The following is a 24,867-nucleotide window of genomic DNA, read 5'->3' on the forward strand; positions in this document are numbered from 1 at the left end:
ATGCCGTGCCGCGCTCGAAGGGCACGCGCGCGCTCTTCCGTAGCGCCTTCTTGCGTTTGCTGATGAGCCAGGTCTCGGCCGTGCTGGCGGTGGGTGACCAGAACGAGACTTTTTGGGACAAGATGGGCGTCCCGGCCGCCAAGCGCTTCCGCAGCCCTTTCCCCATCGACGAAACCATCTACCGCCATGCGCAGGCCAATCGCGCGGCTCTGCGAGTGGCGACACGCCGGCGTTTCGGCATCGCGGACGACGCCTTCGTGTTTCTCTTCGTGGGCAAGCTCAGCAAGCGGAAACGGGCCGCAAACCTCCTTGCCGCATCCGTCCGCATCAAAACAGACCGGCCCGTCCATCTCCTGTTCTGCGGCGACGGCAGCGAGCGAGCGAGCCTCTCGCAAATGGCAGCCGAGGCGAAAGTGCCGACAAGTTTCGCCGGGTTCGTCAATCTCGACCGGCTGCCCGCTGCTTACTGCGCTGCCGACACGCTCGTCATCCCATCCGAGCACGATCCGCATCCCCTCGTCGGCTCGGAAGCCTGCGCGATCGGTCTGCCCCTGATCGTCAGCGATCGCGTCGGGCTGATTGGCGAAAGCGATATCGCGCAGCCAAGCTTCAACGCGCTCACCTATCCATGCGGCGATGTCGATGCCTTGGCCGCAGCCATGCAGCGCCTGCTCGATGATCCCGCGCTTCATGCCGCGATGGCGCAAGCCTCTCTCACCGTCTTCGATCAAACCTGCATGCGCCACAGTGTCGAAGGCGTGTTGGCCGCGCTGGATCATGTCAGTCCGGTCAAAGCATCAGCCTACCAAAGCCTTCCAGCCTCATGAACCACCCTGAAGACCCCCTACGCATCCTGGCCGTCGCCGAGACATGGCAGGGCTCCAATGCCTATGCCTTCGTGCGCTCCTTCCGCCGCGCCGGCCATTCGGTGTCGCTGCTTGCCGACGAATGGTTCGCCGCCTCCGGCTGGCAAAGCCGGCCAATGAAAGCCGCGCGCCGCCTCCTTTGGCCGATGATCCTGCGCGAAGCCACGGACGCCGCCTTGCGCGAAGCGGCGCAGTTTCGTCCGCACCTATTCTTCGTATTCAAGGGCATCATGGTGTCGCCGCAGGCTATCCGTGCCGTGCAGGCGCAAGGTGGTGTGGCGATCAATTTCTGGCCGGATACGAGCTTCGTGGATCACGGCAAGACGGCAGCGCAGGCTCTGCCCTGCTATGACTGGATCTTCACGACCAAGACGTTCGGGCCTGCCGATCTTCAGGCGCGCTTTAGCATCACCAACGCTTCCTTCCTGCCGCATGGCTTTGATCCGGAAACGCACAAGCCGACTGCGATGGATAGGAGCGACGCCACGCTTTATGGCTGCGATGCGTCCTTTATCGGCACGTGGTCGCCAAAAAAGGAAAAGCTGCTTGTCGCCCTGATGTCGGCGCTACCCTCGCTCAACCTCAAGATCTGGGGTTCGCAGTGGGAGCGTGCCGGCCCATCCCTCTGCGCATACATCCAAAGGCGGCCCATCTTCGGCGCGGAATATGCCAAGGCGATCGGCGCCGCCAAGGTCAACATCGCGATCCTGTTCGAGGGCAACGCCAACGCTGTGAGCGGCGACCGGCTGACCTCGCGCTCGTTCCACATCCCGGCGTCCCGCGGTTTCATGCTGCATGAGCGCTCCGACGAAATCGCCGACCACTTTGCGGAAGATCGGGACTGCGCCATGTTCGGCAGCGCGGAAGAGCTTGCCGAAAAGGTCCGCTTCTTCCTCGCCCATGACGAAGCGCGCCACCGCATCGCGCAAGCCGGCCGCAGCCGCGCTTTGTCTTCAGGCTATTCCATCGATGATCGCGCGCGCACCGTGATCGACAAGGCACGCGCGCTGTTGGCCGCGCGTCAGGAAACCGTCGCGCCAAGCGCCGCGAGTACCTTCCAGCTTGCACCGTCCGAGCAGGCCAGCGTCGGACCGCCCGCCGCATCCGAGACATAGATCATCGCACCGGCTCCTGCAGCACTCGCCGAAGGCAATGCGGCCTTGGCATAGCTCTTCAGCCGTACCGGACCATCCACCACCAGCTTCGCCCCGCTCGGATAGGACGCGCCTGCGCCGATACCGACATTGCCCTGATAGATGTGCAAGCCGAAGCCATAAGACGCATTCTTGTCGCGGAAGATGAAGCTGCCGGAATAATCGTAGGTCACCACACCAGCATTATCGACGCTGTATTCCACGGAACGCTTGGTGCGCGCGCTCATGGTGATCGAGGTCACGACGGCCGGCAGCGCGTTGCTCACCTTGAACGTCGTGGCGTCGATCACGTCGGTGATGCGCGTGTTGGCCGGAACATTCGCCCCGGTGATCGTCCGCCCGATCTGCGCTTCATCCACGAGGCCGGCGGCGACTGTGACGCTTGTCGTGCCATTGGCGGTCACGGCGAAAGCTGCACTCGCCGCCTGTGTCACCCCGCAGGACAGCGCGAAACTTGCAGCCAGTCCGCCGGGCGCTTCCGCATAAAACGCATCCGTGTTGAAACCCCGCGTGCGCGAGCGGAGCCCGGATGCGTTCTTCGAACCGGGCGTCAGCGCCTGTGTCAGCGGCCGCGCCAGCGCGAGATTGTCGGCATCATCCAGGTAAGGCAGCGGCAGCGTCGCGTTGTTGGCGCCGTTGCGCTGGCGGTGTGGCGGCACATTATTGGCGAGGTAGCTCGTGACGAGGCCGTCATAGACCATGGCAGCATTGGTTTCGAAGTTCAGGTCGATCTTGGGCTGGTGATTGTGCCCCTGCAGAAGCAGCAGCGATTGCGCCAGCGTGACATTGCCGTAGGACCCGTCATGCGCGCCCACCCAGCCGATCGGGCGCCGCACGCCACCGTTTTTGTCGACGACATGAAGGAAGTTTTCCGTCCAGGGGCTCGCCTGCTGCGCGTTGGAATAGAACTTCGATTCCAGATGCCAGGCTGCATATTGCCGGTCCTTGTCGGCGCGCAAGCCGACGCCGGCCATGTTGATGCCGGATGCCCAAACATCGTCGATGTAGCTCGGTTCGCTGGCAGGTCCGTTGTTCCAGGACGCTGCCTGATAGTAGGTGCTCCACTTGTAGCCGCCCGTGCCCGCCACGCCGCTCGGATCGTTGCGGTAGATCAGGCCGGCAGCGCTGATCAGATGGTTGATCACACCGGCAATGTCGCCGCTGCCGCCGTTCCCACCACCGCCGCTGCCGCTGCCGGGCAGATCGAGCCATTCGCTTCCCCTGCGCACCAGAAGCCGCGCTTCATCGATCACCCAAGCCAACCAGCCCTCGCCGGGCGTATAGAAGGCCCAGGCGCCGTCCTGCCAAGCCGCGATCTGCCCGTCCTTGTTGCTCCATGCCTCCACAGCGCCCACCGGCACGATGTAACGGTCGCCATCGAGAACATCGGCCGGCGGCGCCATACGGTCCCGGTCACGCACGGCGATCTGCGTCAGCGCATCCAGCGCTCGGATGGCTTCATTGTGGGTGACATGCTTTTGCGCCTGTGAAGGCATGATGTAGGGAAGGAGAAGGTTCGGCGAAATCTCGGTCATGTCGGATCTTCCTGCAGCTGCTGTGCGGCAAGCATGCGTGCAGTTCACCACCCGTGGATAGATTTCGTTCCGAAGCCCACGATTGCTGAGACCTTGCGGCTTTTCGTCCACGTCATCTTCATCGTCGTTGCGCGGAGGATGGTTGATCTGTTCCTGTACTTGCGGCAGGATCAACATCACCTCTCGATGGATCCCGATGACTGCCGCACCCGCTCTCCCTCTGCGTTCCGCGGCATCCGAGGTCCAGGCCTGGGAGCTGTGGGCGCTTGCCGGGCTGGTCGGCTTCACGCTTCTTGCAACCCTGCTCGATGAAGCCGGCGCCACGTTCCACGCCAACCTCATTGCCCCGCTGTGGCTTGCTGGCGTGCTGTGCGCCGGCGCCTTGCAAGCGGTTCAGCGCCAGCCGCTGGCGCTCTGGACCGGCCTGTTCTGGATGCGCTTGTCCACCGCCGTTTATTTCGGCATCGGCTCGGTCGCGCACCGGTTCATGAACGAAACCACGCTCAACGCCTTGCACGACTTCTTTGCCGCCAGTGAAACCGAACTTGCCCGATTCAACCTTCTCGCGGCAGTGTGCAGCCTGGTGATCCTCGGCACCGTCGTGCTCGCTGCACAGCTTTGGCCGCAACGCCTCGTCGAGCCGCGACAAACCGATGAACGGCTGATGCTGATCGCGGCCTTTCTGTTCGGCTTGCCGGGCTTTGCCACCAAATATCTCGTGATCTTTCCCAACGCGATGGGCGCGTTCGGCGAAGATGCCGTGTTGCCGGGCGTGCTCACGCAACTCGTCTGGCTCGCGCCCGTATCCACCTTCCTTTTCGTCAGTTGGACCTTGCGGCACCGGGCAAACTGGCTGCTTCCACTCTCTGCCCTCGTGCTACTGGATGCCTTCTTCGGCTTCCTGCGCTTCAGCAAGGGCGAGGCTTTGCTGCCCATCCTGATGCTGGTGCTGGCGATCCTGCAGCATCGTTTCACGCTTAAGCGCGCGGTGATTGCCGTTCTTGTTCTGGTCGCCGTCTTCCCGATTCTACAATCGACAACGGCAGCTGGACGAGCGGAACTCATCGCGCGCTACGGCACCATCCGCAGCGCATCCTTCGGTGAGCGACTGGAGATCCTGGGCGGCATCCTCGCCGATGGTCCCCAGGACGATCAGGAAGAGTTTCAAGGCGCCTTGATCCGCATCGCCTATGTCCATGCCGCTGCACCGGCGATGGCGATGTATGATGCCGGGCAGCCCGGTGACTCGCTGAGCTATGTTCCCCTTGTGGCGATCCCGCGCCTTCTTTGGCCGGACAAGCCGATCTTCGACATGGGGCAGTCCTACACGGAATTGCTGACCGGCTCCGACACCTCTTCGACCTGGATGGGCTATTTCGCCGAAGCCTATTGGAACCTCGGCTGGCTTGGCGTGCCGGCGGTGATGATCCCGCTTGGCCTGATCTTCTTCGCCACCGGCCGATATACGCTCTGGACCCTCCGTAACGGCGAGTGGCTGCATTTCCCGGCGGTATTCCTCGGGCTTTACATGGGCGCGCGCATGGACGGGCTGATCGCTGGCGATGTCGCCGCCAGCGCCCTGACCATCCTGCTCGTCTACCCCGTCGCCCGTATCGCGACTCCGATGCTTTGCGAGCTGATCGGCTCTCAGCCGCCACCCCTCGCGCGAGCACCCCAATGAGCAACGCCGTCGCCTGGCACACTGCAATCGCCCACCGCTTCGCCGATCGCTACAACCATTCGCCGGCCTTCCGAGAGCGCGAAGCCGTCTGGCGCAGCGTTATTGATCGCTACAACAAACCGGGCGGCCATGTGCTCGATGCGGGTTGCGGCAGCGGCATCATGGCGGCTCTGGCAGCACAGCAGGCCACCCACGTGCTTGCCTTCGACGCCAGCCCGGCCATGCTGGCGTTGGCTGCCGAAAGTTTGCGCCCAACTGCCGGCAAGGTCGAACTGCAACTTGGGGCAATGGGTGATCGAACCCTCCTGCAAGGGCGCTCCTTCGACCTCATCCTGTGCTCGAGCGTGCTGGAATATGTCGATGACTGGTGGTCCGCCTTCGACTGGCTTGCAACGGCGGTCGCGCCCGGTGGCACGATCTTGTTCTCCATGCCCAACGGTCAAAGCTTGTATCGCCGGGCCGAACGCGCCGTGTTTCGCCTCACCGGCCGCCCCGCCTATTACCGCCATGTTCGCGCCGTGCCCGTCCTTTTCGACGTGGAGCGCGGCCTGCATCAGCGCGGCTTTGTTCTCGACGACAGCCGCTTCTATGCCAGCGCGCCGGTGCTTTCTCCCGTCCTGCGACCATTCGGGCTCGCGCGTTACAGCGACACGCTCTTCGTCGTCGCAGCCAGGCGAGTCTGATGGCGCGGATCGTTCTCGGCACGGCAACGCTCGCACCGGGCGGCGGCATCGCGCAGGTTTCGCGCGTGTCGGCGCAGATCCTGCGGGACGCCGGCCACGAGGTCACGATCATCCGTTATCTCGACCACGACGCAGCTGATGGCGAGATTGCGGCCGGCGGCTCAAAGCTCCGCTTCGTGGCGGCCGTTCAGCGCGCGTCGATGCAAGCCGATCTTTGCCTGTACGACAGCGCCGGATTGGCACGTGCGCATCCTCGCTGGCTCAAGCGTCCGTCCGTGATCTGGATGCATGGCACCGAAGCCTGGGAAGCCATGAAGGCGCCGGCTCTGCATGCCCTGCACCGCGCGAGCCGCGCCATTGTCGTGTCGCAGAATACGCTGTCGCGCCACGAGGCACTGTACGGCCCGCTTTCGCAAGCTTGTATCTGCCCCCTCGCTACCGAAACCGACGAACCCGCTCCATCGCTCAATCGCGTGACCAACCCGCCCAGCGTGCTGATCGTCGGCCGCATCGACGCCGCCGAAAACTACAAGGGTCATGACGCTCTGATTGCAGCTTGGCCGACCGTGATCGCCGCAGTGCCGGATGCCCGCCTGGTTGTCGCCGGCGGTGGCTCTGGTGTGCCCGCTCTGCGCAACCTAGCCGCCACTTCTCCAGCCGCGGGTTCGATCGACATTCGCGGCTTCGTGGCCGACGCGGACTTGGCAGCCCTCTGGCGCGATGCCGCCGTTTTCGCCATGCCCAGCCGCGGCGAAGGCTTCGGCCTGGTTTACATCGAAGCCATGCGGCAGGGTCTTCCCGTGATCGCCTCGATCCATGACGGTGCCAGGGAAGTCAACGTGGACGGCGAAACCGGCTTCAACGTCGATCTCGATCGCCCGGGTGAGTTGGCCCAGCGCCTGATCACGCTGTTGTCCGACCCTGCCTCGCGCCAGCGCATGGGCGAAGCCGGACGCCAACGCTGGCACGATCACTACCGCCTGTCCCGCTTGCGCTCACGCTTCCTGCCTTTGATCGAGGACCTTCTGCAGCCGTAAACCGCGCCAAACTCGACGGGGCAGCGTGATCATGAACGCAGGCAGAGCCCCAAACAGGCTCCAGATCAGCATAGCGATCACCATCTGGGACACGTCCGCGATACCGAGGTGGATTACCGCAGCGCCGACGATCAAGCACCAGAGCGCGCTTGCACCAAGGGCAATGCCGCATTTCCGCCAGTAACGTGCAGGTAAAGCGAGTGCCTGCTTCGTTAGCAAAGGCAAAACGATCCCCATTCCCAGCACTTCGCCGATCGCCAATCCGGCCGCCACGCCCGCAGCGCCAAAAGGCTGAACTAGCAGCCCTGCCAGGCCAAGCCCGGCTACAAGCTGCGCCGTCCAGGCCGCCGCATTGGGCTTGGCGCGATTGGTAAAAGCGAGAAGCTTCGCAACCGGCGCTGCGGGCGCAGCCGCCCAGCTGCCAAGCACCAGCCAAGCGACGACATAGGGATCATAAGCAGCATGATCGCTGGTCCACACTGCCAACAACGGCTCGCTGAACACCCACACGGCAGCACCCAAAATCCCAGCCGCCACAGAAAGCAACCGGCCGGCTTCCTCGATGGGCTGCGTCACCGTCTCGGACGCCGCGTGAATCCGCCCAGCAAGTTCGACTCCGAGCGCGATGGAAAACATCGTGGAAAGCTGGCGGGCGAAGCCGACCAGCGTGCGTAGCAGAACGAAGCCCACCAAAGCCGCGCCGCCGACGCCGGCCGTTCCCAGAAGCAGCACCGGCACTTGCAGCCAGATTACCGGCGCGCATTGTTCGAGCGCCAGCCATCGCGTGTTGCGCCAGGCGTCGCGCCACTCGCAAGCGCGCGGCCATGCCGGCACAAAGCGCAAATCGGGAAAGCACCGCTTTAGATCCCACACGGTATGGCATAAAAGGTAAGCGGTTGCCAAGGGGATCGGCCCGCCACCTGCCAGCGCAACCAGTGCCGTGGCGAGAAGCAGGGCCAGCGTTCCCAGCAGCGTTACCATCATGCCCCGCGCATAGCGGCCATGGCCACGATACAGCTGCGACAAGCTGCCCCGCACCACCGCCAGAATGCTGAAGGCGGCAAACAGAAGGAAGATCAACCTGGCCTCGTCCGCGCTCAGAAGCGTGGAAGGCAGATCAGCCACGGCCAGAAACACCAAAGCCGCCCCACACAGCAGAAGCGCCTGCATCGCGGCGAAACCGAGCGCCACGCGTAGCATCCGGGCAAACCCGTGATGGTCGCCAAGCGCCGCCGCGCGCTGCCACACGTTGCCGTAATAGATGTTCAGACCGAGCTCGCCCAATTGCAGCAAACCGGCCGCAGACAGAAGCACCACCCAGTCGGAATAAAGCGCCGCACCCCAGTGATAAAGCAGTAGCGCCACCACGACGAAACGGTCGAGGAAGCTTACTGCCAACGCCAGGAGTTGGACGCCGAGGTTGCGGCCAACCTTGCTCAGCATGGCGGTTTGTCAGCTTGCCGGCGCGCCTTCGGCATCGGCCCGACAAGATTTTTCGAGGCCATCTCGGCGGTCAATCGCTCACGATGCTGGTCTCCAATCATAAACATCGTCAGCGGCACAAGATCACCAAGATATAACCAGCCAGGGCGGCCATGACATTCAACTTAACGCATCCAGCGAAGACACTTTGTCTTACTTGAAGTCGCGCCACGTTGCATATATTAACTTCTTCATAGCCGCTTGGGATGCTTGGTTGGGGAGCCACGATCGCTCGCATGAGGGTGGTGCTTCAACATCTCGGCGATGGCCGAACCGAGGTAGCCGATGCTGCCGCGCCAGCTTGCGGGCCGCATCAGCTTCTGGTGCGCACGTCACGCACCTTGGTGTCGGGCGGCACCGAGCGCATGCTGCTCCAGTTCGGCAAAGCCAGCCTTCTCGGCAAGGCACGATCGCAGCCAGATCGGGTGCGTCAAGTTCTGCAAAAAGCGCGAACAGACGGCATCCTGCCAACGCTTTCCGCCGTACGCGCGAAGCTCGATCAGCCCCTCGCGCTCGGCTATTGCAATGTCGGGACGGTGATCGAAGCGGGTTCAGGCGCTACCCATTTCCGCCCTGGAGACCGAGTCGCCTCCAACGGCGGCCACGCCGGCATCGTGGCGGTGTCAGCCAATCTCTCCGCCAAGGTGTCGGACGGCGTTTCGGATGAAGCCGCAGCCTTCACCGTGCTTGGCGCGGTCGCCCTGCAAGGCATCCGGCTTGCAGAACCAACGCTTGGCGAAAGCTTTGCAGTCATCGGTCTCGGGCTAATCGGGCTGCTCACCGTCCATCTCCTGCGCGCCCATGGCTGCCGCGTGCTTGGCCTGGATCCCGATCCCGCGCGCCTGGCTCTGGCCCGCAGCTTCGGCGCCGAGGTGATCGACCTTGCGGCTGGCAGCGATCCCTTGCGCGAAGCCTCCCGTTTTTCGCGTGAGCGCGGTGTCGATGCCGTCATCATCGCCGCCTCCACCGAAAGCAGCGCGCCGGTGTCCCAAGCCGCCGCCATGTGCCGCAAGCGTGGCCGCATCGTTCTGGTCGGCGTAACCGGGCTGCAGCTGTCGCGTGCGGACTTTTACGAGAAGGAGCTGTCGTTCCAGGTCTCCTGCTCATACGGGCCCGGCCGCTATGATCCCGCCTACGAGACCAAGGGTCAGGATTACCCCGCCGGTTTCGTGCGGTGGACTGCGCAGCGCAATTTTGAGGCCGTGCTCGACATGATGGCCGATGGCCGGCTCAATGTTGCGCCACTGATCTCGCACCGCTTCACCATCGCCGAGGCCGAACAAGCCTATGCGCTGCTCGACAGCAATACCCCCACGCTTGGCGTTCTGCTCGATTTTGGCGGCGAGGATACTGCCCCGCTCACTGCCCCAGCCATCCTGTCGCGCGCGTCACTGCCCGCTATCGGCACACCACGCATCGGCGTCATCGGTGCCGGCACTTATGCAACGAGCACGCTCCTGCCCGCGCTTAAAAGGGCCGGCGCACGGCTCGACATGGTAGCTTCCAACAGCGGCATCAGTGGCCTGCATGCCCAACGCAAGTTCGGCATTGCAAGGGCCACGACCGACGCTTCGGCCCTGATCGGTGATCCCGACATCGACACCGTGGTGATTGCCAAGCGCCATTCCAGCCATGCCGCTCTGACTCGTGCCGCCTTGCGCGCGGGCAAGCATGTGTTCGTGGAAAAGCCGCTGGCGCCGAGCCACATCGAGCTTTCTGACATCCAGGAAAGCTGGCGGGAAAGCCGCGCATTCGAGCGCCCGCCTTTGCTCACCGTCGGCTTCAATCGCCGCTTCGCGCCGCATGTCATCGCACTCAACAAAGCTCTCGCCTCCCGATCCGAACCGCCTGTCTTCATCATGACAGTGAACGCTGGCGCGCTGCCGCCGGATCATTGGTCGCAAAGCGGAGAGGAGGGCGGACGCATAATCGGCGAAGCCTGCCACTTCGTGGACCTGCTCCGCCATCTTGCGAACAGCCCCATCAGCCAGGCGACGGCCACCGGGCGCGGCGACACCGCAAACCTGCAACTCGCCTTCGCAAACGGCGCCTTCGGCACAATTCACTACCTCGCCAACGGCGCGCGCTCGTTCCCCAAGGAGCGCCTCGAAGTCTTCTGCGGCGGGTCGATCGCAGTGCTCGACAATTTCCGCAGGCTTTCAGCGCACAACTGGCGCGGCATCAAACCGACGCGGCTGTGGCAGCAGGACAAGGGCCAGACATCTTGCGTCAGCGCCTTCCTGACTGCGGTCCAGAGCGGCGGTCCGGCTCCCATTCCGTTCGAGGAACTGGCCGAAGTCAGCGCCGTCACGATCGACCTCGCCGAACAGCTTCGCTGATCCATGCCGCTGATCGACATCATCGCCGGCACGCGGCCGAACCGAGATGGGTAGGCTCAGCCAGTATTGGCGCACCATCCGGCACCTTCAAGCGCGGCAGATCTTTGGGCGCGTCTGGTTCCGGCTTTATCGCCCTCTTCCAGATCTAAGCCCTGCACCAACTCTGCGCGTGCCTGTCGGCCTTTGGTTAGAGCCAGCCCAGCGTGCCACCTGCATGACAGGCCCAAACGCCTTCCTCTTCCTCAACGAAGCCGGCATGCTCGACGCAAACAAGCCGGGTGCCGTTTGGGATGATCCGGCACGGTCAAAGCTTTGGCGCTACAACCTCCACTATTTCGATGAGCTGAATGCAGAGCGGGCGGCTGATCGGCGGGAATGGCACACGGCTTTGATAAGCGATTGGCTCGAGCACAATCCGCCGGGCCACGGCACCGGCTGGGAGCCTTTCCCGACATCCTTGCGCATCGTCAACTGGATCAAGGCTGCGCAGGACGGCTTTACCTTGCCAGCCGATGCCCTTCACAGTCTCGCCATCCAGACGCGCTGGCTTGCGCGGCGGGTGGAGCATCACCTTTCGGGCAATCATCTTCTGGCCAACGCCAAAGCCCTGTGCTTTGCAGGTGCCTTCTTCGAGGGCGCGGAAGCGGATGTCTGGTTCAAGCAGGGCAGTCGCCTCCTGCGGCGGGAGTTGCCTCAGCAGGTTCTGCCGGATGGCGGGCACTATGAACTCAGCCCCATGTATCACGCGCTGGTGCTGGAGGACCTTCTAGCCCTCATCAATCTCAGCCGCCGCTTTGGCACGGATCAAGCGCTACAAGGGCTGCTCGAGGCGCGTATAAATCCCATGCGGACCTGGCTCGTAGCGCTCTCTCATCCCGACGGTGAGATCGCCTTCTTCAACGACGCCGCGCTCAGCATCGCACCACCACCAGCGGCGCTGAACGCCTATGCGGAGCGTCTTGGCTTTGCCTCAGCTACCACCCCGAGCTTCGGCCTGACACATCTCAAGCAGAGCGGCTATGTTCGCGTTACCCATGGCCCCGCCGTTCTGTTGATTGATGCCGCGGAAGTCGGGCCGGCGCATCAGCCGGGTCATGCCCATGCCGACACCCTGTCGTTCGAGCTGTCGCTTCATGGCAAGCGCGTTCTGGTAAATGGCGGCACGTCCGAATACGGCACCGGCCCTGAGCGGCTGCGCCAGCGGGGCACGGCGGCCCACAACACGCTGATCATCGACGGGTTCGACTCGTCCGAAGTCTGGTCCGGCTTTCGCGTCGGCCGGCGCGCTCATCCACACGACCTACATATCGTGCAAGGCGGTAACGACACCTCTGTCACCGCGTCCCACGATGGCTATCGCTTCCTCACCGGCAACCCGATGCACCACCGCCGCTGGCGTCTCGAAGCTGAAACGCTGACCATCCACGACGAGGTCTCAGGACCACCGCGCAAGGCGGAAGCGCGCTACCACTTTGCCCCAGATATCAATCTATTCGCCCAAGCAAATTGCGGTTTCGCGGAGCAGAACGGCCGCCTTGTCCTGCGATGGGAGGTCGTGGAGGGGCTAGCCCGTATCGAGCCAGATACGCATCACCCCGGCTTTGGCGTTTCGCTTGCCGCGCAATGCTTGATCCTCGCTTGCGACAACAATCGCGCCACACTGCGCCTTATCTTTGTTGAAGAAGGAACATAGCTCTTGTAAATCCCTGTGTGTTCGTCACAGTACCTTGTAAGTAGTTTTAGAGTATTTCTTGCCGAAAGCGTAGTGCGACATGCACATCCTGTTTCTCACAGACAATTTCACGCCTGAAGTGAATGCTCCGGCGAGCCGAAGCTTCGAGCACTGTCGTGAATGGGTGAAGGCTGGTCATCAGGTCACAGTCATCACCGGCGTTCCAAACTTTCCGCGTGGCAAGGTTTTTGCCGGTTACCGCAACCGTCTTTGGCAAACGGAAGTCATCGATAACATCCGTGTTGTGCGCGTTTGGACCTTCATCTGCGCCAACAAAGGCTTTGTCTGCCGCACGCTGGACTATTTCAGCTTCATGATCACGGCCTTGCTTGCAGCCTTCTTCGTTCGAAGGATCGATGTGGTTGTTGGAACATCGCCGCAGTTCTTCACGGTCTGTGCTGCCTGGCTGGTCAGTGTTCTGCGCCGCGCGCCGTTCGTGTTCGAGCTGCGCGATCTGTGGCCGCAATCCATTCGGGTGGTCGGCGCCATGCAGGACGGCGTGCTGCTCAAAGCGCTCAGCCGCATTGAGCTGTTCTTGTATCATCGCGCCGCGCTGATCGTTGCCGTGACCCATTCCTTCAAGCGCATCTTGACGGCGCGGGGCGTCGATCCCGGCAAGATCGCGGTTGTGACGAACGGCGTGGATCTCCAACGCTTTCAGCCTGCATCGAAGGATCCGTTGCTCGAAGCCAAGCTCGGCCTCAATAACCGTTTCGTGGCCGGCTATATCGGAACACATGGCCTTGCGCACGGTCTCGACACCGTTCTCGACGCTGCCCGCCAGTTGCGCGACCTTGGCGAAAGCGACGTCCGCATTCTGATGCTGGGCGATGGCGCGGAGAAAGCCGAGCTCCAACGCCGTGCCAAGGCCGAAGATCTCCGCAACATCCTGTTTGTCGACACGGTGCCGAAGGATCAGGTCAGCCGCTACTGGTCGCTGCTCGATTGCTCGCTCATCCATCTGCGCCGGGACCCGCTGTTCCGATCGGTCATTCCCTCGAAGCTGTTTGAAGCGATGGCGACCGGCATACCGGTTGTGCTTGGTGTCGAAGGCGAAGTGGCTGATCTTGTTCGGCGTTATGAAGTCGGCGTCACGGTGCCGCCGGAAGATGCGCGGGCGCTTGTTGAAGCGGTCCTAGCCTTGCGCGACGATCCGGCTTGTCGCGCCACCATGGCCGAGAATGGCGCGCAGGCGGCGCGGCGTTTCAGCCGGCCGGCTTTGGCGCTGTCCATGTTGCAGGCGATCGAGGGCGTCGTGCAGCACGACTGCCTGCATCAGACCAAAACGAGCTGACCTGCTAACATCAGTCAGATCAATGCGTTACGCTTGGGCAGGCGTCGCGTGCTCGTCTTCGTCCTGGGTGTCGAGCACGCCTTCCAGCGGTGCGCGGAGACGCCAGGTCACGCGGCCCTCGCCCCGTTCCATGGTTGCCGATCCACCCAGGGATTGCGGCGCGACGCGGAGCAGAACCACGGAGCCGAAGCCCCGTCGTTGCGGCGTTTGGCTCGGTTCCGCTTCGAGGCCGGGAACGCTCTCATTCCAGGAAATAACGAACATTTCCTGCCCGTTTTCTTCCCGTTCTACGGTCCAATTGACCGAGACCTGACCCGATTCACCCGACAAAGCGCCGTATTTTGCCGAGTTTGTTCCGAGTTCATGGAACGCCATGCCGAGATTTTGCACGGCATTCGGACGAAGCAGAACGGGATCGCCGTCAAGCGCGACCTGCTCCTCATGACCGTAGGGTTCGAGCTGATGCTGGATCAGTTCAGCCAGACTTGCGCCCGACCATTCCGAGCTCACCAGCAGATCATGCGAACGGGCCAGCGCCAGGATGCGGTTGCGCAGCGTGGTTTCAAATGCCTTGGGGTCGGCCGTGGCTTTTGCCGTTTCGCGGATGATCGAGTTGATCACGGCGAACTGGTTTTTCACGCGGTGGTTGATCTCGCGCAGCAGCAGCCGGATGCGGCGTTCGCTTTCCTTGGATGTGCTGATGTCGCGCGCCACTTTCGAGGCGCCGACGATGACGCCCTTTCGGTCGCGAATGGGGGACACGGTGATGGAGATATGGACGAGCGATCCATCCTTGCGGCAGCGGATCGTTTCGACGCTTTCCACCCGCTCGCCGCGCTTGATGCGGCTGATGATGTCCGTTTCCTCATCGTGAAGATGGGTCGGGATCAGCATGGTGATCGACCGCCCGACCGCTTCCTCGGCCGAATAGCCGAAAAGCCGCGTGGCAGCCGGATTCCAGGTCTGGATGACGCTGTCGAGATCCTTGCTGATGATCGCGTCGAAGGAGGATTCGACGATCGCCGCCAGTCGCGCATCGGCCAGTGGGTCCGACGGCAGTTCGACGTTGTCCGGGCCTTTGACGGTCTCGGTCAAAGCTGAATTGCCTTTGTCGCGGTTGGTTGGCCGTACATCATTGATCCTGCCTGCCTGACAATGTTTTCCGCCAACCTCTTCGGGCCGGCCAAATCGCAATCACCACATTCAATAACCCGGCATACCCTATCCCCATCCAAGGGTTCAATGCGGTTTGTTCACGATTAGGAAAGAGCGCGCATCGCCAGGCGAAGGCTCGGCATCAACCCCTTCATCGCGCCTTGCGGGTTGGTGCGTTGAAGTCGGGCGGCTTGTTGCCGATCCAGGCGAGAAAACGCTGAATGGCGGGATCCTGCGTCAGGGACACGCCGTCTTCGACATGCCGGGCAAGATCCACATTGGAGAAGGTCGCATGAATGGTGCGGTGGCAGATCGGATGAACGGGAACCGTCGTTCTGCCGCCCCGGCTTTTTGGAATGGGATGATGCCATTCAACCCGCTTGCCGAGAAGGCGTCCGCAGAGCCAACAGCTTTGCGGCGCGGCCTCTTCTGCAGCGCGCGCATCCTGTTCGTCGTCCCAGCGCGCTCTTCGGGCCATGTCACCTGCGGATCTGATCGGTCCTGATCAGGTACGGTCGCTTCTGGCGGGTTTCAACCAGCATGCTGACAGGCGGGTTGAGTGATGCACCCTCTCAACCCACGACTTTCCTCATGCTCGAACTGAACATTCACTCCCTTCGCCCTTTCAACAGCTCTCTTCCTAATATAGAAACCTACATAAGTTAATTTAGAAGCTATTAATATAGTAATACATCGATCTATAATAAATATTCACTCTAACTTTTGATAGTGCGCGGTTGCCAAAACTAGTCCACTTGCAGATTCTGTAAGTGGATATTGCCAAATGCTCAAAGAAACACATGCTCGCGCGTCGCGCGACACGATCGTCGAGCGTTCAGCCATTCAGTCGCTGCGCTGAACGTCATGCCCATTCAGGACGCCGACATCACCTTTGTCGTGCAAGGACCGGTCAGCCAGGGCGACGGGTCGAGCACGCGTGAGGCGACAGCCTCCATACGGCGGTTCTTTCCCGGCAGCCGCATCGTTCTGAGCACCTGGGAAAACGAAGATACCCGCGACATCGACGCCGATGAGACGGTGTTCAGCGCCGATCCCGGCGGCATTTTGTGGGAAGCCGATGGGGTTTCGATCGTCAACAACGTCAACCGCCAGATCCTGTCCACGCGCGTCGGCCTTGCTCGGGTCAAAACACCCTATGCCGCGAAACTCCGCTCCGACGGCCATGTCACGGGTCGCGGTTTCATCTCGCTCGAAGAAGCGTTTCCCACGCGCCTGAGCGAAGGAACGGTGTTCGAGCGCCGGATCGTGGTCTCCAAGGAGTTCACCCGCAGCGCGCGGTCCTTCATTCCGATGGCCTATCATCCGAGCGATCTGTTTCAGTTCGGCCTGACCGCCGATCTGCGCCGTTACTGGGACGCCGAGCTTCTGGCCGGCGAAAGCCTGTCGGGCTTCATGCTGAACGAAGCGCCGGATGTCTGGTACCGGATGTTTGACCGGTTTCGGTTCACCACCGAACAATACCTGTTTCTTTCGGCGCTCAAGCGCTCCGGCCACGAGCGGCGACTGACCCATTACGCCGAGATCAACGAGCACATCATCGCCGATTCTGAGCGGATGCTGTTCAACAACTTCATCCCCTGCGAGCCCGAAGTTTTGGGCATCGACCACGAGCGGTTTCGCGGCCGCGCGCAGAAATCGCTTGCGGAGGATTGCGTCGGCCTGCGCGAATTTCTCGCCTGGTATCTCGACGTCGCCGTTGCCGCAAACAGCCGCCGGATGGTGGGAACGCCCGCGCCGCGCATGTCTCTGCTGCTGCGCACGGAGCGCGTGGCGCGCGAAATCCTCAAGCGCAGTCAGCTGATGCGTCGGCTCTATGCAGGGCAGTTTCTGAAACGATGACCGCACATCTCATCGACATCAACCCGCAGCATGTCCGCACGCTCACGGGGCATTCCGGCTGTTCGGTCTCACTCTGCCTGGATGGCGACCGCTATTTCGTGCGCAAGGTGTCCGCGTCACCCGCCTATAATGCGCGCTTTCGGCTGCAGATCGAGAAGCAGAACGCTCTGGCCGGCGTGATCGCGACACCGCGCGTACTGCAACAGGGCGAGGCTGGCGATCTCCTTTGGTACGACATGGAATATGTCCAAGGGCATGGCTTCGTGTCTTTTGCCCCGCTGCAGGCGGTCGCCAGCATTCCCGCGATGGTTGAACGCCTCACCGACCCGCTTCACCGCCTTTCAGCAACCGTGTCGGGCTCGCTCGATCCGGCCTTGTTTCACGCCAAGATCGCCGAACTGAAAACGAGCATCGCCAAGAGCCCGTTCTACGAGACCGAGCCGCAATTTCTCGACGCACTGCTCGACCAGCTCGCCGCGAAGGCTTGGATCGGCATTCCGCAGACGCTGTGCCATGGTGATCTGACGGTCGAAAACATGCTGATCCGCGACAATGGCTCGATCGTCTTCATCGACCTTCTCGACGGCAATCTGGAAAGCGTCTGGATGGATGTCGCCAAGCTGATCCAGGATCTCGAAAGCGGCTGGTCGCTGCGCAGCATTCTGTGGCATGATCGGCCCGATCCAACCGCAAAACTGTTGCGCACCATCAGCCGCTATCTGGCGGAAGAAGTGACCAGCCAGATGACCGGCTTCTTTCCAGAGCTCGACGCCGCACTTCCGTCGTTGCGCGCCCTGCAGGCGTTGCGCGTGCTCCCTTATGTGCGGGACGCCACCATTTTCTCGCGCGTGGTTTCCGGACTGCGCCGCATCGGTTCCATAGAGGCATATGCATGACCAAGCCAGGCACGATCGTTCTTCCCATTGCAGGGCGGTCTTCGCGTTTTCCGGGACTTCGGCCCAAATGGATGCTCACCGCACCCACCGGAGAACTCATGCTGGAAAAAAGCCTCGCTTCGGTTGCCGATTGGCGCAGCCGGCGCGTGGTGATCGGCGCGCTGGCCGAACATCTTGACGGCAAGGGCGGACGCGGCGCTCTTCAGCGCGCTCTCGGCGATGCCGTTGAGATCGTCACCTTCGACGACCAGACCGCTGGGCCGGCGGAAACAGTCGCTGAGATCCTGTCGCGCGCGGACGTTCAGGGCCCGATCTTCATCAAGGATTGCGACAGCTGGTTCGTGCCGCGCGAAAACGTGTTTTCAGACTGCGTGTGTTATGCCGATCTGCGCCAGACCGGCGAAGTCCGCAATATCGCGGCGAAAAGCTTCCTGCATCTCAACGACAATGATCTGCTGTTGGGGATTATCGAGAAGAACGTGTCGTCGAACTATATTTCGGTCGGCGGCTACGGCTTTCACGACGCCCATGTCTTCCTCGACTCCTATCGCCGGCTCCTTGCCTCGAACCACGAAGGCGAGCCCTTCGTTTCGCACGTGATCCTGGATGCCATCCGCCAGAACAACGTCTTTCGCGGCATCAACACCGACCATTACGTCGATGTCGGCACGCTGGAAGCCTGGAACCGTTTCCGCGAGGATCTCGGCCTTTACATCGTCGACCTCGACGGCGTCGTGTTGAAGAACGCGGGCCAATACATCCCGCCGCTTTGGGATGATCCCGACCAGGCACTGCCCGGCAATGTCGCGGCCTTGAAGGCGATGATCGCGCGCGGTGCGCAGATCATCTTCGTGACCGCGCGCCCGGAGCGTTTTCGCGAGAAAACCGAAGCCTTTCTGCAAGAACTCGGCCTGTCTTGGCACGCCGCCATCTTTGGCGTGAACCATGCCGCGCGAACGCTGGTGAACGATTTCGCGCCGTCGAACCCCTTCCCTTCGGCCGTCGCGATCAACCTCGTGCGCAACGGCGACGATCTCGCCACCATGCTGCCCTCGGCCGTTCAGCGATGAGCGACAGGTCTGAGCCTCTGGTCAGCGGCACGATCGCCAATGAGGACGTCACCATCGTGCTCCAGGGCGGGCTCGGTGGCGACTGGGATGTCCGCTATTCCGTGCGCTATCTGCGCGAGGTCATGCCGGGCGTGAAGATCATTCTGTCGACGCAGAAATCGGCCGCCAAGACCCTGCTCGACCATGCCGACTTCGATGCCGTGATCCTGACCGATGATCCCGGCGTGCTGCCGCCGGTCAAGTTGATCGGCGCGCCGCACAACGTGAATCGCCAGATCATGTCCTCAGCCGCCGGGCTGGCCGCCGTCACCACGCCCTATGCGATCAAGCTGCGCACCGACGCCTATCTGTCATCGCGCAAGGTCGTCGACCTGTGGTCGCGCTGGGCTGAAGCCAATCCGGGCCCACGCCTGAAGGGCCGGGCGCGCATCCTCATCATGTCGCTGTTCAGCCTAAACCCGCGCTTCGATGAGCGGCTCTGCTATCACTTAAGCGACTTCATGCAGTTCGGCCGCACCGAAGATCTCCGCGCCTTCTGGAGCGGGCCGCTGATGGATTTCGGCACCAACACCCATTGGGAGCGCAACCCGTTTCCGCCCCACTCCATTCCGCGCGAGCGCGAGTTCCGCTCCCGGTATGCGACCGAGCAATGGCTGACGCTGGGCTATCTGTTCGGGCGGGGGCCCTACCCGATCGCCTATCATAACGACATCAGTGACGACATTCTCCGGGAATTCGAGGAGTATCTCGCCGACAATTTCATCGTCGCCCATCCGCTCGATGTCGACCTGCATATGCCCAAGCACAACTACGTCTTTAAGAGCCGCTACTTCAACGCGATCTGCTACTCTTTCGAAGACTGGAAGAAGCTGGTTTTCGCACGCTCAGGCCTGACCGGACCCGACACCGGCTACACGCAATGGCCGCGGAGTTTCGCCGAGAAGCAGCGCTACATCGCAGTGAAACAGCGCACCCGCTGGCTCAACCGCTTCGGCTTCGCGCATACGGTGCGGCGCTGGTTGAATCCGGGTTAAGGACCGCTACTTCAGCCGGCGGTCGCCAAGATTGGGCTTGCTGCCGCCGGTGACATGGGAAAAGCGGTCGGGGTGGCGGGCGCTGAAGGCGGCGACCACCAGCCCCATGATCCCTACGAGGACGTGCGGCCACCAGATGCGGTCGCTGAAATTGAGCACCCAGGGCGATGCAAGCAGCAGCACCGCAAACACAACGTCGAGCGCAAGATGCACGCGGAAGCGCAGGATGCGCACCATGCCAAGCTCATAATCCGTAAACAGGCTGTAGATCAGCACGAACGCGCCCAGTCCAATCGTCGCCCACTGCGCCGCCCCCCCATCGGCGAAGCCCAGCGTATAAGGCGCCGAAATCAGAAAGAGCGCGACCAGATAGTCGATCGCCCCATGCAAGGTCGTCGGGATCACAGGCAACCTCCAAGCGTCGTTGGTGGCACAACTGCGGGGATGGCGGGAGTGTTCCTTGAAGTGGCAGGCCTTCTCCGTGCAGCGCATAGGGAATGGTTCACGCGATTGCTATGCAACGAATTGCTGCCAACGCCGTACGAGTGATGTGATCAATGCTGGTTCGTGATCGGTATCAGCACGCAGCAATCGTGATGCGTTTGCCTCAAACAGGTGTTCCAATTTCCAAGAAGCGTACGGTCTTTGTTTCTGCTGCTCTCGTGCTTGTCGCCGCATGCGCAGCCATCTGGTTCGTTATGGATCGCGGGCTTTCCGAGATTGAGCGGTCGGTACGGCGGAGCGTCGAAGACAAGCTGGCACAATCCTACGATGTATCGACGGTCGTTGAGGGTGAAGCAGGCATCGATCTGTTTCCGAGGCTTGCCCTCGTTTTCTCCAACGTTTTGATCAAAGTACCAGGCACGGAAAGGCGATCGCTTCAGATCGACCGCATCGAAGTTCCCGTGAGCTTTGCATCGCTTTGGCAACGGTCTTTGACCATCGAGACGATTGTTCTGGTCCGGCCTCTTGTTGAAGTTGGTCAACGCAACGTCCCAGTCGCCGGAGCGTCAAGAGAACCGGATAGAAGGTCACCGCCTCGTCCTGATCGGAACACCGCCGTTCGCTCGGACTTCATCCACATCTCCGAAAACATAGGTCGGGTGCAGATCGTCGACGGGGCTTTTCGACACGGAGACGCGTCCCCTGCTGTGTCCGAGGCAAATGGCACGCTGATCCTGGCGCCGAATGCGGCCTCTGCTTCATTCGAAGGCACGGCGGTCTTGAATGGCGATGAAGCGGCCATATCGCTAAGTCTGGACGATCCAGCCGGCTTCGCAAAAGGCACCGAAACCAACCTCCGTGCCTCCGCATCATCGGAAACGCTGACGATCAAATTCGATGGGAAGGGATCTCTCCGACCCGGTCTTTATATGGATGGTGCGTTTGAAGGGTCGTTGGCGCGTCCCCAGCAGGTGCTGGACGTGTTCAGCGGCAGGCAGACCAACCCCGCTCGCATTCCATCGATAACGGTAAGAACGCGCCTCGTCGTCGATCCGGATTAAGACATGAGATTGTGGTTGATCTCCCACAGATCGCGGGATCACCAAGGCAGCATTTTTAGGATGATAAATGGTACGGTTGGGTGGGCTCGAACCACCGACCTCCGGATCCACAATCCGGCGCTCTAACCAACTGAGCTACAACCGCGTGCCGACGGCCTTCCTGGTGGAGGCCGGGCCAGTGCGACCGTCCCTACCGAGTATCCCGGTCTTTTTCAAGGGCCTGATTGGCAAACAGCCTGAGGAAATCCACCAAAAGAAAAGCCGGCTTGGAAGCCGGCCTGTCTTGGTACCTATCGAAGGCATGGGAGCCTTAGGCGACCTTGAGGTCGCTCCAGGCGCGCTCGACGATGTCCTTCACCGGCTTGGCGACGTCTTCGGCGCCGCGCGTGGACACGGTCTGCACGTCCTTCACCTGGTTGACGGCCAGCTCGACCTGCTTGCGCAGATAAGAGGTCTGCAGCTCGGCAAAGTCGGAGATCGACTTCACGCCCAGCAGGGCTTCCCAATGCGAGAAGGTCAGTTCAGTGCTGGCGCGCATCGCGGCAATGGACTTCAAGGACAGCTCGCTCGAAACGGCGCGGGCGTTCTCGAACGAGGCTTCGAAAGCCTTCTGAGCACCATCGGTGCCTTGCTTGATGCGGGCGAAAGCTTCCTTCGACTGTTCAACGCCCTTTTCCGCGAAGGTGCGGAACTGGTCGGTGGTGCGGTTTGCTTCGAAGGTGGCGAATTCTACGTTTTCAGCGGTATTGCGGGCAGCCTCGGACATGACGCTCTCCTTGGAACGGTTAGATCTTCATCGACTTCACTGAATTCCGGTGCCACTTTTTTGTGTGGCCTATGCCTTATCCTATAGCAGTGCTTATTGTGCATTGCAACATATTTGCTGCGCCGCATAAATACCTGCCCGTCCGCGAGCATTAACCAACACCGCAATTGCCTGGGGTCAGAGGGCTTCGGCTGTGGATTTCGCGGCGATCCGTCTTTATTAATAAAGCGTTAAGGAACCTTCGCGCAGAGCGCCTTATGGATCAGCTTTATTCTTTCATCGATGTGGTGGCGCTTGAGCCTGTGCGCGGCAGCTTTGCGGCCGGCGAAGCGCTGGTTATTTTCAGCCGCTCGATGGAAGAGGTTATCTGGACAAATGGTCCGGGTGCGGCAGCGCTTGGTTTCCACGGAATAGAAGCCGCGATCGGCGCTGACAATCCCTTGCCGGCCTTGGCGCGCCGTCAGATCGCGGCAACGCCCGGTTATCCCCAGATCGGGCAGAACAAGGCGGTATCGATCCGCCTGAACGGGCTTTTGACCACGCGGCTCACTCAACTGCTGATCAGCGAAGTGACCCTGCCGGATGGCGAACAAGCGCTGCTGGTGGCCTTTCCCGATGGGCTGGGCCGCTCGGGCAAAGGCGCGCCATTGCAGAACGCCGTATCCGGCTTCGGCACGCAGGGCCAGTTCGTCGCCATGCTGGATGCGGAGGGCGCCGTTCTGGCGGCCACGCCTGGTTTCGAGCAGGCCGGCATCGAACAAAGCGCGCTGGTCGAGTTTGCCGAGGCCGCCGACCAGACCTCCAAGCACGTCGCCAAGTGTCGGCTGCGCGGCGGCTCCGGCCTATTTCCGGCCGGGCTGGCACGTGTGGGTGACGATCCCGCGCTGTATTTTCTGATCGTCATCGGCGAGGCTGATCCGGTAGCGCCGGGTCTTGGCGATGATCAGGCTGAACCAGCGACGGCTGCTGCTGACACCGTGCCCGATGTCGAAGACATTGCGACGACTGCCGAAGCGGTCCTCGCGCCGGCACCGCCGGTTCGTTTCGTGTGGCGAACCGATGCCGAAGGTTGCTTCGCCGCGCTGTCCGATCCGTTTCTTTATGCGCTCGGCATCGAGGCCGAGACAGTGATCGGCCGATCGTTCCGCGACGTGGCTGCCGATCTCGGCTTCGATGCGGATGGCGAAATCACCGGCCTGTTGGAACGGCGCGATACATGGTCGGGGCGTTCCGTGCTGTGGCCGCTGGCCGAGGGGTCCTTGCGTATTCCGGTCGATCTTGCCGCTCTGCCGATCTATGACCGCGATCGGCGCTTTGAGGGTTTTCGCGGCTTTGGCGTGGCGCGTCTCGGCGATGCCGTGGCGGCACGTGAGCCAGAAGAAGCTGCGATCGCTGCGGCCGTGGCTGATGTCGATCCGTCGATCGAGGACGAGACGCCGGTTCAACCGGAGCAGGCGGGCGCTCCCGTTGTTGAAGCTGGGGCGCCCATTCCTTCGGCTCCCGATCAGGCAATCAGCCCTGAAACCGCCGACCAGAAGATCGTGCCTCTGGCAGCCCATCGTCAGGCGCTCGCAGAGCGTGTGGCGCTCAGCACCAGCGAACGCAGTGCGTTTCGCGAGATCGGTCACCGGCTGAAGGCTGCGGAAACATCCGCCGAGGCGAACACGGATCAGCCTGCGCAGTCTTTGATGGAAAAACCGGTCGCCGCCGCCCCGGCGCAGGCGCCAGTTGATGTGGCCGAAGCACAAGCGTCCGACACGGCTGCGGCTTCTCAGGCCGACGACTTGCCGACGCCGGAAGCTGGTGACAGCTCGGACGTGGCGGCTGACGATGAACAAGTGCTGAAAGCACCCGTCGAGGGACAGCCTGCCGCGCGTGAAGCAGCACCGGCGGAAGCCCATGAAGAGCCGGTTGTACTCGCATCCGAACTGGAGCCCGTTCTCCCTGCCTATGACGCAGCAGATGACCAAGACCTCATCGCCCGCGCGGCAATCGAAGGTGGCAGCCGTGGCCGGGCAGTTCGCGTCGACCTGCGTGAGCAGCACGCGGAACAAGCGGTTTCCGCCAGCTCCAACGAGGAAGAGCCCGAGCAGGAGGCGAACGAGGCTCCTCTGGTAACGTCCGAAGCGGAGATTGAAGCCGAGGCAGAGACTGAGAAAGACATCGAGGCGGACCTTGCCGTAGAGGCCGAAGTCGAGGAAGTGGAAGCGCCTCAGCCGGAAGCGCCGGCTTTCGTCGGCATCGAGCCTCTGCCCGCCGATGCCCCGTCGGCACTTGAGGATGAAACCGAGGATCAACAGGAACCGGTTTCGGAAGATCTTGGCGACGAAGCCGTCTTCACGGACGAAGCTTCTGCCGGCGATGAGGCCGGTGACGCCTTCGACGCGTTCGCCCCACCCTCGCCCGGCGCTGCCGAGATCGAGCTGGTGGAAGCATTGCCGATCCCGCTGATCATCCATGCCGGCGACCGGCTGGATTTCGCCAATCGCGAGTTCTTCGCGCTCACGGGCTACGGCTCGCTTGACGCCATCGCGGAAGCCGGTGGGTTGGAAGCGCTGTTTGTCGGTGCGGCCGATGGCGAGGATGGCTGCCGCTGCCAGGTTCTGCGCACGAAGGATGGCGACGAGATTCCCGTGCAGGCGCATCTGCAATCCGTGCCCTGGGGCGGCGGCAAGTCGCTGATGCTGACCTTGCGGCGCGCCGAGATCGTGGCGACACCTGCGCCGGAAGAAGCGCCGGCCGAGCCGGAGCGCCCGAGCAACGTCACGCATCTGCCCT

20 protein-coding genes and 1 tRNA gene are annotated in these 24,867 nt (G+C 62.1%); 14 read left to right on the plus strand and 7 right to left on the minus strand.

Going from position 1 to position 24,867, the window contains the following annotated elements:
- Together RTX98_RS12150 and RTX98_RS12155 are read left to right on the plus strand one after the other, a co-directional pair.
- Nucleotides 1–827: glycosyltransferase (locus RTX98_RS12150; RefSeq protein WP_312796850.1), on the plus strand; the 827-nt coding region annotated here is incomplete at its 5' end.
- Nucleotides 824–1,981, plus strand: a complete 1,158-nt coding sequence (locus RTX98_RS12155; protein ID WP_312796851.1) for a CgeB family protein — start codon at nt 824–826, stop codon at nt 1,979–1,981. The genes RTX98_RS12150 and RTX98_RS12155, both read left to right, overlap by 4 nt.
- Here the strand turns inward: RTX98_RS12155 and RTX98_RS12160 are convergent.
- Nucleotides 1,888–3,555: a DUF2793 domain-containing protein gene (locus RTX98_RS12160; RefSeq protein WP_312796852.1), complete on the minus strand. Its 1,668-nt coding sequence runs from the start codon at nt 3,553–3,555 to the stop codon at nt 1,888–1,890. The two genes, RTX98_RS12155 and RTX98_RS12160, sit on opposite strands and share 94 nt — an antisense overlap.
- 196 nt (nt 3,556–3,751) lie before the next feature.
- Here RTX98_RS12160 and RTX98_RS12165 point away from each other — a divergent pair, with 196 nt between their 5' ends.
- From RTX98_RS12165 to RTX98_RS12175, 3 genes are read left to right on the plus strand one after another with little or no spacing between them, the layout of a single operon-like run.
- Nucleotides 3,752–5,236: a hypothetical protein gene (locus tag RTX98_RS12165; protein ID WP_312796853.1), complete on the plus strand. Its 1,485-nt coding sequence runs from the start codon at nt 3,752–3,754 to the stop codon at nt 5,234–5,236.
- Complete coding sequence (locus tag RTX98_RS12170; protein WP_312796854.1) at nt 5,233–5,919, plus strand: class I SAM-dependent methyltransferase; 687 nt, start codon at nt 5,233–5,235, stop codon at nt 5,917–5,919. Before RTX98_RS12165 ends, RTX98_RS12170 begins: the two co-directional genes overlap by 4 nt.
- Nucleotides 5,919–6,956 carry a glycosyltransferase family 4 protein gene (locus tag RTX98_RS12175; RefSeq protein WP_312796855.1) on the plus strand — a complete coding sequence of 346 codons (1,038 nt, stop codon included), beginning with the start codon at nt 5,919–5,921 and terminating at the stop codon, nt 6,954–6,956. Before RTX98_RS12170 ends, RTX98_RS12175 begins: the two co-directional genes overlap by 1 nt.
- Here the strand turns inward: RTX98_RS12175 and RTX98_RS12180 are convergent.
- Nucleotides 6,915–8,399 (minus strand): hypothetical protein, encoded by a 1,485-nt coding sequence (locus RTX98_RS12180; protein WP_312796856.1) that lies wholly within the window; start codon nt 8,397–8,399, stop codon nt 6,915–6,917. The genes RTX98_RS12175 and RTX98_RS12180 overlap by 42 nt on opposite strands.
- A gap of 275 nt (nt 8,400–8,674) precedes the next feature.
- Between RTX98_RS12180 and RTX98_RS12185 the strand changes: the two genes are divergently transcribed.
- From RTX98_RS12185 to RTX98_RS12195, 3 genes are all read left to right on the plus strand, one after another.
- Nucleotides 8,675–10,777, plus strand: a complete 2,103-nt coding sequence (locus RTX98_RS12185; protein WP_312796857.1) for a bi-domain-containing oxidoreductase — start codon at nt 8,675–8,677, stop codon at nt 10,775–10,777.
- 214 nt (nt 10,778–10,991) lie between these two features.
- Nucleotides 10,992–12,470: an alginate lyase family protein gene (locus RTX98_RS12190; RefSeq protein ID WP_312796858.1), complete on the plus strand. Its 1,479-nt coding sequence runs from the start codon at nt 10,992–10,994 to the stop codon at nt 12,468–12,470.
- Nucleotides 12,471–12,549: 79 nt separating this feature from the next.
- Nucleotides 12,550–13,803, plus strand: a complete 1,254-nt coding sequence (locus tag RTX98_RS12195; RefSeq protein ID WP_312796860.1) for a glycosyltransferase family 4 protein — start codon at nt 12,550–12,552, stop codon at nt 13,801–13,803.
- Between the two features lie 27 nt (nt 13,804–13,830).
- Here the strand turns inward: RTX98_RS12195 and RTX98_RS12200 are convergent, their stop codons facing one another.
- A complete protein-coding gene (locus RTX98_RS12200; protein ID WP_312796862.1) occupies nt 13,831–14,898 on the minus strand; it encodes a PAS domain S-box protein in 1,068 nt (355 codons plus the stop codon).
- 211 nt (nt 14,899–15,109) lie between these two features.
- Nucleotides 15,110–15,436, minus strand: a complete 327-nt coding sequence (locus RTX98_RS12205) for an HNH endonuclease (RefSeq protein ID WP_312796864.1) — start codon at nt 15,434–15,436, stop codon at nt 15,110–15,112.
- Between the two features lie 386 nt (nt 15,437–15,822).
- On the opposite strand from RTX98_RS12205, the gene RTX98_RS12210 reads away from it, so the two are divergent.
- The 4 genes from RTX98_RS12210 to RTX98_RS12225 are packed head-to-tail and all read left to right on the plus strand — an operon-like array spanning nt 15,823 to nt 19,818.
- Nucleotides 15,823–16,818 (plus strand): WavE lipopolysaccharide synthesis family protein, encoded by a 996-nt coding sequence (locus RTX98_RS12210; RefSeq protein WP_312796866.1) that lies wholly within the window; start codon nt 15,823–15,825, stop codon nt 16,816–16,818.
- Nucleotides 16,815–17,714, plus strand: a complete 900-nt coding sequence (locus tag RTX98_RS12215; protein WP_312796868.1) for a phosphotransferase — start codon at nt 16,815–16,817, stop codon at nt 17,712–17,714. The genes RTX98_RS12210 and RTX98_RS12215 overlap by 4 nt, the downstream gene beginning before the upstream one ends.
- Entirely contained in the window at nt 17,711–18,784 is a 1,074-nt protein-coding gene (locus RTX98_RS12220; protein ID WP_312796869.1) for an NTP transferase domain-containing protein, read from the plus strand. The genes RTX98_RS12215 and RTX98_RS12220 overlap by 4 nt, the downstream gene beginning before the upstream one ends.
- Nucleotides 18,781–19,818, plus strand: coding sequence for a WavE lipopolysaccharide synthesis family protein (locus RTX98_RS12225; protein WP_312796871.1), 1,038 nt, complete (start codon nt 18,781–18,783; stop codon nt 19,816–19,818). The genes RTX98_RS12220 and RTX98_RS12225 overlap by 4 nt, the downstream gene beginning before the upstream one ends.
- 6 nt (nt 19,819–19,824) lie before the next feature.
- Here the strand turns inward: RTX98_RS12225 and RTX98_RS12230 are convergent, their stop codons facing one another.
- On the minus strand, nt 19,825–20,223 hold the full coding sequence (locus RTX98_RS12230; RefSeq protein ID WP_312796872.1) for an SPW repeat domain-containing protein: 399 nt from the start codon (nt 20,221–20,223) through the stop codon (nt 19,825–19,827).
- A gap of 152 nt (nt 20,224–20,375) precedes the next feature.
- On the opposite strand from RTX98_RS12230, the gene RTX98_RS12235 reads away from it, so the two are divergent.
- On the plus strand, nt 20,376–21,323 hold the full coding sequence (locus RTX98_RS12235) for a hypothetical protein (RefSeq protein WP_312796874.1): 948 nt from the start codon (nt 20,376–20,378) through the stop codon (nt 21,321–21,323).
- A gap of 68 nt (nt 21,324–21,391) precedes the next feature.
- Here RTX98_RS12235 and RTX98_RS12240 read toward each other — a convergent pair.
- Together RTX98_RS12240 and RTX98_RS12245 are read right to left on the minus strand one after the other, a co-directional pair.
- Nucleotides 21,392–21,468: transfer RNA gene (locus RTX98_RS12240), tRNA-His, on the minus strand.
- Between the two features lie 165 nt (nt 21,469–21,633).
- Nucleotides 21,634–22,089: a phasin gene (locus tag RTX98_RS12245; RefSeq protein ID WP_312796875.1), complete on the minus strand. Its 456-nt coding sequence runs from the start codon at nt 22,087–22,089 to the stop codon at nt 21,634–21,636.
- 257 nt (nt 22,090–22,346) lie between these two features.
- On the opposite strand from RTX98_RS12245, the gene RTX98_RS12250 reads away from it, so the two are divergent.
- The coding region (locus RTX98_RS12250) for a PAS domain-containing protein (RefSeq protein ID WP_312796877.1) at nt 22,347–24,867 on the plus strand (2,521 nt) is incomplete at its 3' end.

The sequence above is a fragment of the Tianweitania sp. genome, from assembly GCF_032053605.1.
GTDB lineage: Bacteria > Pseudomonadota > Alphaproteobacteria > Rhizobiales > Rhizobiaceae > Tianweitania.

What these genes read in the sequence shown, in the direction of transcription:
- RTX98_RS12155 (WP_312796851.1), top strand. Translation starts at nt 824, where the DNA reads ATGAACCACCCTGAAGACCCCCTACGCATCCTGGCCGTCGCCGAGACA.
- RTX98_RS12160 (WP_312796852.1), bottom strand. Translation starts at nt 3,555, where the DNA reads ATGACCGAGATTTCGCCGAACCTTCTCCTTCCCTACATCATGCCTTCA.
- RTX98_RS12165 (WP_312796853.1), top strand. Translation starts at nt 3,752, where the DNA reads ATGACTGCCGCACCCGCTCTCCCTCTGCGTTCCGCGGCATCCGAGGTC.
- RTX98_RS12170 (WP_312796854.1), top strand. Translation starts at nt 5,233, where the DNA reads ATGAGCAACGCCGTCGCCTGGCACACTGCAATCGCCCACCGCTTCGCC.
- RTX98_RS12175 (WP_312796855.1), top strand. Translation starts at nt 5,919, where the DNA reads ATGGCGCGGATCGTTCTCGGCACGGCAACGCTCGCACCGGGCGGCGGC.
- RTX98_RS12180 (WP_312796856.1), bottom strand. Translation starts at nt 8,399, where the DNA reads ATGCTGAGCAAGGTTGGCCGCAACCTCGGCGTCCAACTCCTGGCGTTG.
- RTX98_RS12185 (WP_312796857.1), top strand. Translation starts at nt 8,675, where the DNA reads ATGAGGGTGGTGCTTCAACATCTCGGCGATGGCCGAACCGAGGTAGCC.
- RTX98_RS12190 (WP_312796858.1), top strand. Translation starts at nt 10,992, where the DNA reads ATGACAGGCCCAAACGCCTTCCTCTTCCTCAACGAAGCCGGCATGCTC.
- RTX98_RS12195 (WP_312796860.1), top strand. Translation starts at nt 12,550, where the DNA reads ATGCACATCCTGTTTCTCACAGACAATTTCACGCCTGAAGTGAATGCT.
- RTX98_RS12205 (WP_312796864.1), bottom strand. Translation starts at nt 15,436, where the DNA reads ATGGCCCGAAGAGCGCGCTGGGACGACGAACAGGATGCGCGCGCTGCA.
- RTX98_RS12210 (WP_312796866.1), top strand. Translation starts at nt 15,823, where the DNA reads ATGCCCATTCAGGACGCCGACATCACCTTTGTCGTGCAAGGACCGGTC.
- RTX98_RS12215 (WP_312796868.1), top strand. Translation starts at nt 16,815, where the DNA reads ATGACCGCACATCTCATCGACATCAACCCGCAGCATGTCCGCACGCTC.
- RTX98_RS12220 (WP_312796869.1), top strand. Translation starts at nt 17,711, where the DNA reads ATGACCAAGCCAGGCACGATCGTTCTTCCCATTGCAGGGCGGTCTTCG.
- RTX98_RS12225 (WP_312796871.1), top strand. Translation starts at nt 18,781, where the DNA reads ATGAGCGACAGGTCTGAGCCTCTGGTCAGCGGCACGATCGCCAATGAG.
- RTX98_RS12235 (WP_312796874.1), top strand. Translation starts at nt 20,376, where the DNA reads ATGCTGGTTCGTGATCGGTATCAGCACGCAGCAATCGTGATGCGTTTG.
- RTX98_RS12245 (WP_312796875.1), bottom strand. Translation starts at nt 22,089, where the DNA reads ATGTCCGAGGCTGCCCGCAATACCGCTGAAAACGTAGAATTCGCCACC.